Below are 7,497 nucleotides of genomic sequence, written 5' to 3'. Positions count from 1 at the left end.
ATCTATCTCGTCGGTATGGTGCTCATTATAGGGCAATTTCTTACACGTGCAAGTGCTTTTCACTCACAAAGAATACGAGTGTTTTATTTTTATGCACCATTATGGTTCAAAAAATACACTTTATTCACATAAATACATGATATTTATTACAAATATCATGTATTTATTTTTTCCTATTTTGTGTGCTTAGTTTTTCACAGGTGCTGCTTTAATCACCACACTCTGTATAACCACTGGGTTTACAGGGACATTCTGGTGCATTCCATAGTTCGCAGTTGGAACTTTTACGATTTTATCGACGATATCCATACCTTTAGTAACCTTACCAAAAACAGCATATCCCGCATTCATTGCACTTTTATTGAGAAAGTCATTGTCTGCAACATTAATAAAGAACTGACTGCTTGCTGAATCAGGATGATTCATCCGTGCCATTGCCAATGTGCCGCGCTTATTGCTCAAGCCATTACTAGATTCATTCTTAATAGCCGCTTTTGTTGGCTTCTCCTGCATTTTGACATCCATGCCCCCACCCTGAACCATAAATCCAGGAATCACGCGATGAAAGATTGTACCGTTATAAAATTTTTCTTTTGCATAGCTTTCAAAGTTTTTTGCTGAGATAGGTGCCTTGTCATTGAATAGTTCAATTTCAATATTGCCTTGAGAGGTTTTCATTTCGACAATAGTATTGGCAGCAAAACTGCTTAAGCTCACACAGCCAAGTGCTGCTGTAAATAAAATCTGTTTTAACATTTGCTAACTCTTCTGGTTGATCTCGTACTTGTTATTGACTGTATATTAGTCTTTGATGATTAAAAAGTAATTATTCTGCCATTATTAAAACGAGAACAATGATGACGCAAATAATACCGTCGGACACTCCATTGACACATTTACCGCCTTGGCAACTGCGTGGCGATGCTTTTATTTTGAATTATTGGATCTCTCCGAGTTTTATCCAACAAGCGCAGATGTTCCGTTTAGCGACATCAGCTTTGGGTCGTGTGGTTCAGGTGTTATTGGTCCGATATCATGATTCGCCTGTGGGTCCTTATGACGAATTACTGATTTTAGATCACCCTTTATGGAGTAAGAAAAGGTTAAGTTCGATACCTAAGATTTATGTTTCGACAGATATCTCTGTCATTCATGGCCAAAAACTCTGGGGTATTCCTAAAGAGTTGGCAAAGTTTGAATGGCAACAACATGACAATGAAGTGGTCTGTACTATAGAAGTTGAACAACACAAAATGCAGATCCGTTTAAAAAAATCACGTTCACAGCGTTCTTTCTATATTAATAGTCATCATATCCCTGTAGCGATGTTGCAAATCAGACAAGCGTGGGAAGGTAAGCGTTATCAATTTTCACCGAAGTTTCGCGGACGGCTCTCTAAACTGAAACAGGTAGAATGGCACAACACACAGGACATTTTTCCAAATTTTTCTGAAGCACGATTATTGCAAAGCTTTTATGTCCCAGAATTTAGCCTCGTTTTTCCTGCTGCAAAAATCCAAGATAAATAACCCAATAAATAAAAACCCAGTGTTTCACGTGAAACACTGGGTTTACTTTATATAAAGGAATGATTAACTACGTTTATCCCAAAATTTACGGAACTTCGTACTGATCTCAATCACGTATTTTTTAGCTCGGTGCGAAACCGGGGTTAAGTTAATAAAGCCATGGGTTTGATCGGTATATTCTTGATAAAACACTTTTACCCCTTGCTGACGGAGTTTATGCGAATAAATTTCACCTTCGTCATGTAAAACGTCATGCCCTGCCGTCACGATATACGCGGGTGCGATACCTGCCAATTTTCCATAGGTTGGTGAAATTAATGGATCATCTAAGGCCACTGCATGTTGTTCCGCATATAAAGCAGTTACGACATCAATATCTTTTTCAGTCAGAACCAAACCATCTTTATACGCATAGAAAGATGGGTGGCGACTTTTGAAATCCACCACAGGATAAATTAATAGCTGAGCTTGCGGGGCAAAAACTTTCTGAGCACTGCGCTGCGCAACTGCGGTAGCAATATTGCCGCCTGCACTATCCCCTGCCACCGCAATTCGATTTTTTAGAATTTTTAACTGACGACTATTTTGATAAGTCCAAGCCAAGGCATCTTCACAGCTTTGCATTAATTGAGCTGGGCTGGCTTCTGGTGTTAAAGGATAATCAATACTTAAAACTTGTGCTTTGGCATGCACGGCCAATAAACGACAAACTTCATCATGCGTGTCTAGACCACCCACCACAAAACCACCACCATGATAGAACACGATCATCGGTAATTTTTTATTTGGAGCAGGATGATAATGACGCGCAAACAGCGTAGCACTTTGTAAAGGTAGACGTATATCTTGCACTTGTTTCACAAAGGTCGGCTTGGTCTTGATCGACTCCATCTGTAAATCAAATAATTTACGAGACTTCACATAGTCTTCGGTCACAAAGCCTGACTTACCTTGCTTGAGTTGAGCCGCCATCATGCATTTCACCAGCGGATCTAATTCTGGAAAAATAAACGGATAATCGAGACGTTTTGCGAGGCTTTCTTTGGCAAAGTTAGGAAGACGATCAAGTAACCGAGCAGCCGTACCTTGGCCTTTATCTTTCATATTTTTAAGTGATTCGTTCAATGCAAACATGCTCTATCCTTCGAATTATGCTCTTCATACTTTCTACATGATCTAGGTCAAATGTGACCATATTCACATATAAGTCTCAACATCGACATACATAGTACAGACCTAGTTAAGCTAATCTTCTTTTATAGAGTTGTCATTGACAATTTACCCAAGTTTTATGGGTTGATTATGCTAACCCATTCTCGATAAAGGATACTCACCATGGCTAAAAAGATCATCCTTCTGTCTTTTGCGACTGCTTTTTTGGCTGTAGGCTGCGTAGCATTCCCTGAAGATGGTTACTACGATGGACGTTATGATCAACGTTATGACCGCCGTTATGATCATAATGATCGACGCTATGACAATCGTTATGATCGCCGTTATGACAGTCGTTATGAACAAGACCGCCGTACATGGGAACGTCAGCAACAACAACGTAATCGTTTAGAGCTCGAACGTAGAAAGCAGCAACTTGACCAGCGTAACTGGGAACAGAATCGTAAAAATCAACAAGAGTGGGATCGTCGTAAAAACGAACTCGAACGTCAACGTCTAGAACAACAGCGTAAATACTCTGAAGCTGAACGTCGTAAACGTGCTGAACAAGATCGTCAAAAAGTCAGCAAAGAGCGTCAGCGCTTAGAAGAACAGCGCCGTAAAGCCAGTCAAGATCGTAGAAAACAAATTGAGCAAGAGCGCAAAAAAAATATTCAAGATTTAAGAAAGGCATCAGATCAACAACGTAAAGCGGCTGAAGAACGTCGTCGCGCGTGGGAAAATCGCCGTTAATTGTTGTTTTTGCAGATCGGTTAAAAGTAAAAAGCTCATCTACATGATGGGCTTTTTTTTCGTTCACTAAAAATAGAAAAGGTAAAAAAAAGCAATAGAAAAGAAAATAGACAGAAGAGGCATCCTATCTTCTGTCTATTCTTGACTGCCTGTTGTTACAGGTCAGAGAGCATTAAACAATCTTATTGCTGAACTGTAGGTTGCGGTGCAGGCGCAGATTGAACTTCAGCACCTTGAGCTGATGGATCTGCTTGAACCACAGCACCCGATTGCTCTGTCGTTACAGATGCTTCAGTTGCAGACGTTACTTGTGCGGTTTCTGGAGATTCTACAGTTTCTTGAGAAGTACAACCTACCGCAGCTAAACCAAAACCTAAAACTGCGACAGCGAATAAACCAATTTTTTTCATCTTCATTATTTCCTTCATTGAATCATTAAAAGCAAAGCTCAACTTTGCCCGAGTCATAATGGAAAATAATTCTGTGAAGTTCTCACCTTCTAAGTTGTACTTTGTACGAGACACGGTACAGCTTATGAAATGTTTTATTAATCAAGCAGTTTTCTTTTATATTGAGGCTTTACATCATTTATTTAACTCAAGTGCTTTGTTTTTTATTAATAAAATAAATATAAATAGTTTTAAATCAAGCGTGATCTCAGCTTTTGAATACAACAAAGTCCAACAAAACTTGCAGCTCAGTTACTTAAGTGGCTGTTTTTATAAATTTCATGCAAAAAAAAGCCTGCTTATGAGAGAAGCAGGCCATGAAAAACACATTTGAAATAAATTAAGAAACTACAGCGATAGAATCTGAGACAAAGAATACTGTGCTGATCATTTTTTGTGAAATATTTAATAAAACTGATACTAAGAGTTTTTATGTATAAATATTAACCACTATTTTTTGAGGCAAAAAAAAATGCTGATTCTTGGGAAATCAGCATGGAAAAGTGTTTCTAAAATCTAGAGGTAGTCACCATATCCCTCTCTCCAGTGGATATGGTCACTTCCGATAGATAAATTATGAAAATTTTCAGGCACAAAGAGAAACCGTTAAAATTTATGATGAAAATCTATAAATCCGATCAAAATATGATTATACATTCAAATCAATAATTTATATTTTCATAGAATTTAATTTTGCAGTCGATATTTTGCTGAAAAACCATTTATTTGAATAAAAAATTGCATTTAATCGCTGACTTCGCTTGAATTTTTATACCCTGCCCCGATTTCTTTTATTAATCATGAATTCAAAACGCATGGCAGTTACGCATCGATGTCGTTTGAACGCACAGCTATAAGGACTGAACATGTTTAAGAACCCATTTAAACGGAGTAAATCAATGGCGACTGAGCAAAACCAAGACGCTCAAGATCTTCAACAAGAGCAAGCAGAACAGCAAACTCAAGCTGAAAACGAGCAAGCTGAAGTTTCAGTTGAAGATTTACAAGCACAAATCACCAATTTAGAAGAAAGCTTAAAACTTGAAAAAGCACGTACTGCAAATGCCGTATATGAAGCGCAAAAAAGTGTAGAACGCATTCAACGCGAATCTGAAAAGCATAAAGATACTGTGCTGGAAAAATTTGCAAAACAATTGCTTGAGTCAGTTGATAACCTTGAACGCGCGATTGCTGCGGCAGGTGATGAAAAATCAGGTTTATCTGAAGGTGTAGAACTTACACTGAAATCATTGCTCAGCACTTTAGAAAAGTTTGGTGTGGTTGCTGTGGATACTGCAAATGGTTTCAATGCAGATCTTCACCAAGCTGTGGGCATCGATCCAAATGCCAAATCGAATGAAATTGGGACAGTATTGCAAAAAGGCTATAGCTTAAACGGTCGTCTATTACGCCCTGCTATGGTTATGGTTGGTGCATAAAGACAAATTTTCTGAGACGAATTAAAAATTTTAACCAATATTACTTGAAAATTTTTGATTGGCTCTCATATCGGATAACAAGCGAAAACATCGTAAAAGAATTTTAGAGGAAACATCCAAATGGCGAAAATCATTGGTATTGACTTAGGTACTACAAACTCTTGCGTAGCAGTACTTGAAGGCGACAAAGTAAAAGTAATCGACAACGCTGAAGGCGCTCGTACAACCCCATCTATTATTGCGTATAAAGACGGCGAGATCCTTGTCGGTCAATCTGCTAAGCGTCAAGCAGTGACTAACCCTAAAAACACATTATTTGCAATCAAACGTTTGATCGGTCGTAAGTACCAAGACCAAGCTGTGCAAAAAGATATCGGCCTTGTACCTTACAAAATCATCAAAGCTGACAATGGCGATGCTTGGGTTGATGTAAACGACAAGAAACTTGCACCACAACAAATCTCTGCTGAAATCTTGAAAAAGATGAAAAAAACAGCTGAAGACTACCTTGGTGAAACAGTAACTGAAGCGGTAATTACTGTTCCTGCGTACTTTAACGATGCTCAACGTCAAGCGACTAAAGATGCAGGTAAAATTGCTGGTTTAGATGTTAAACGTATCATCAACGAACCAACAGCTGCTGCACTTGCGTTCGGTATGGACAAAAAAGAAGGCGACCGTAAAGTTGCGGTTTACGACTTAGGTGGTGGTACTTTCGACGTATCAATCATTGAAATCGCTGACCTTGATGGCGACCAACAAATCGAAGTGTTGTCTACAAACGGTGATACATTCCTTGGTGGTGAAGACTTCGATAATGCATTAATTGAATACTTGGTTGAAGAGTTCAAGAAAGAACAAAGCGTAAACTTGAAACAAGATCCGCTTGCACTTCAACGTTTAAAAGAAGCTGCTGAAAAAGCAAAAATCGAGCTTTCTTCTTCGAATGCAACAGAAATCAACCTTCCATACATCACAGCAGATGCGACTGGTCCTAAACACTTAGTGATCAATGTGACTCGCTCTAAACTTGAAGGTTTAGTTGCTGAATTGGTTGCTCGTACGATTGAGCCATGTAAGATTGCACTTAAAGATGCAGGTCTTTCAACCTCTGACATCTCTGACGTAATCTTGGTGGGTGGTCAGTCTCGTATGCCACTTGTACAACAAAAAGTACAAGAGTTCTTCGGCCGTGAGCCACGTAAAGACGTGAACCCAGATGAAGCTGTAGCGATGGGTGCTGCGATTCAAGGTGCAGTACTTTCAGGTGATAAAACTGACGTACTTCTTCTTGACGTAACTCCGCTTACACTTGGTATTGAAACAATGGGTGGCGTGTTAACAGCGATCATTGAGAAAAACACGACGATTCCTGCGAAGAAATCTCAAGTGTTCTCAACTGCTGCAGACAACCAACCAGCTGTAGACATTTCAGTTTACCAAGGTGAACGTAAAATGGCTCAACAAAACAAATTGTTGGGTAACTTCCAATTGGGCGATATTCCACCTGCTCCACGTGGTGTACCACAAATTGAAGTATCATTTGACATCAACGCTGATGGTATCTTGAAAGTATCTGCAAAAGATAAGAGCACAGGTAAAGAGCAATCAATTCAAATTAAAGCTAACTCTGGTTTGAGCGATGCTGAAATTGAAGCGATGATCAAAGATGCTGAAGCGAATGCTGAAGAAGATCGTAAATTTGAAGAATTAGCGAAAGCACGTAACGAAGCTGATGCACTTGTTTCTTCTGCTCAAAAAGCAGTAAAAGATCTTGGTGAACAGGTAACTGCTGATGAGAAATCTGCAATCGATGCTGCTGTAGCTGAGCTCGAAGCAGCGACTAAAGAAAACGATGTAGATGCAATCAAAGCGAAAACTGAAGCACTTCAAAACATCATTATGCCGATCACTCAACGTGCTTATGAAGCTGCACAAGGTCAAGGCGGTGCTGAAGGTTTTGATCCTAACGCTTTCCAAGGCGCTGAAGGTCAAGCTCAAAAAGCAGATGACGGCGTTGTAGATGCTGAGTTCACTGAAGTGAAAGATGACAAAAAATAATTTGTCGCTTTAACTGAGTCTTTCAAAGCTCAAAAAGACCGCGCGAAAGCGCGGTTTTTTTTGTGGATGATTTTATCTGCATCAGGCAATATTCAAATAACACGCTAAAGTTCA

8 protein-coding genes are annotated in these 7,497 nt (G+C 39.2%); 5 read left to right on the top strand and 3 right to left on the bottom strand.

The annotated features are described in order from the left end of the window. Window positions 1-186 precede the first annotated feature (186 nt). Window positions 187-756 carry a peptidylprolyl isomerase gene (locus tag FTU80_RS15560; RefSeq protein WP_180005529.1) on the bottom strand — a complete coding sequence of 190 codons (570 nt, stop codon included), beginning with the start codon at window positions 754-756 and terminating at the stop codon, window positions 187-189. A 101-nt stretch (window positions 757-857) separates the two neighbouring features. Between FTU80_RS15560 and FTU80_RS15555 the strand changes: the two genes are divergently transcribed. Continuing rightward, window positions 858-1,529, top strand: a complete 672-nt coding sequence (locus tag FTU80_RS15555) for an acetoacetate decarboxylase family protein (RefSeq protein ID WP_180086033.1) — start codon at window positions 858-860, stop codon at window positions 1,527-1,529. A 63-nt stretch (window positions 1,530-1,592) separates the two neighbouring features. On the opposite strand, the gene FTU80_RS15550 is transcribed toward FTU80_RS15555, so the two are convergent. Beyond that, the gene (locus FTU80_RS15550) at window positions 1,593-2,663 is read right to left on the bottom strand and encodes an alpha/beta hydrolase (protein WP_180086029.1); all 1,071 of its coding nucleotides are present in this window, start codon (window positions 2,661-2,663) and stop codon (window positions 1,593-1,595) included. A 201-nt stretch (window positions 2,664-2,864) separates the two neighbouring features. On the opposite strand from FTU80_RS15550, the gene FTU80_RS15545 reads away from it, so the two are divergent. Then, entirely contained in the window at window positions 2,865-3,434 is a 570-nt protein-coding gene (locus FTU80_RS15545; RefSeq protein WP_078194437.1) for a hypothetical protein, read from the top strand. Window positions 3,435-3,616: 182 nt separating this feature from the next. Here FTU80_RS15545 and FTU80_RS15540 read toward each other — a convergent pair whose 3' ends face one another. Further along, window positions 3,617-3,844: a hypothetical protein gene (locus FTU80_RS15540; RefSeq protein WP_228144800.1), complete on the bottom strand. Its 228-nt coding sequence runs from the start codon at window positions 3,842-3,844 to the stop codon at window positions 3,617-3,619. Window positions 3,845-3,968: 124 nt separating this feature from the next. On the opposite strand from FTU80_RS15540, the gene FTU80_RS15535 reads away from it, so the two are divergent. The 3 genes from FTU80_RS15535 to dnaK all read left to right on the top strand — a co-directional run bounded on the left by FTU80_RS15535 (window position 3,969) and on the right by dnaK (window position 7,383). Next, complete coding sequence (locus FTU80_RS15535) at window positions 3,969-4,217, top strand: hypothetical protein (RefSeq protein WP_180086027.1); 249 nt, start codon at window positions 3,969-3,971, stop codon at window positions 4,215-4,217. 565 nt (window positions 4,218-4,782) lie between these two features. Continuing rightward, window positions 4,783-5,322, top strand: coding sequence for a nucleotide exchange factor GrpE (gene grpE / locus FTU80_RS15530; RefSeq protein WP_111885723.1), 540 nt, complete (start codon window positions 4,783-4,785; stop codon window positions 5,320-5,322). A gap of 120 nt (window positions 5,323-5,442) precedes the next feature. Further along, window positions 5,443-7,383 carry a molecular chaperone DnaK gene (gene dnaK / locus FTU80_RS15525; protein WP_078194438.1) on the top strand — a complete coding sequence of 647 codons (1,941 nt, stop codon included), beginning with the start codon at window positions 5,443-5,445 and terminating at the stop codon, window positions 7,381-7,383. Window positions 7,384-7,497 lie beyond the last annotated feature (114 nt).

Source organism: Acinetobacter sp. YH12145 (assembly GCF_013418335.1).
GTDB classification, from domain to species: domain Bacteria; phylum Pseudomonadota; class Gammaproteobacteria; order Pseudomonadales; family Moraxellaceae; genus Acinetobacter; species Acinetobacter amyesii.
The sequence above is the reverse complement of the archived record's forward strand: the minus strand, read 5'-3'. Positions and strand labels throughout refer to the sequence as shown.

Bases quoted from the DNA above. Each gene is read 5' to 3' on its own strand.
- grpE (WP_111885723.1), top strand. From the start codon at position 4,783: ATGGCGACTGAGCAAAACCAAGACGCTCAAGATCTTCAACAAGAGCAA.
- FTU80_RS15545 (WP_078194437.1), top strand. From the start codon at position 2,865: ATGGCTAAAAAGATCATCCTTCTGTCTTTTGCGACTGCTTTTTTGGCT.
- dnaK (WP_078194438.1), top strand. From the start codon at position 5,443: ATGGCGAAAATCATTGGTATTGACTTAGGTACTACAAACTCTTGCGTA.
- FTU80_RS15535 (WP_180086027.1), top strand. From the start codon at position 3,969: ATGAAATGTTTTATTAATCAAGCAGTTTTCTTTTATATTGAGGCTTTA.
- FTU80_RS15540 (WP_228144800.1), bottom strand. From the start codon at position 3,844: ATGAAAAAAATTGGTTTATTCGCTGTCGCAGTTTTAGGTTTTGGTTTA.
- FTU80_RS15550 (WP_180086029.1), bottom strand. From the start codon at position 2,663: ATGTTTGCATTGAACGAATCACTTAAAAATATGAAAGATAAAGGCCAA.
- FTU80_RS15555 (WP_180086033.1), top strand. From the start codon at position 858: ATGACGCAAATAATACCGTCGGACACTCCATTGACACATTTACCGCCT.
- FTU80_RS15560 (WP_180005529.1), bottom strand. From the start codon at position 756: ATGTTAAAACAGATTTTATTTACAGCAGCACTTGGCTGTGTGAGCTTA.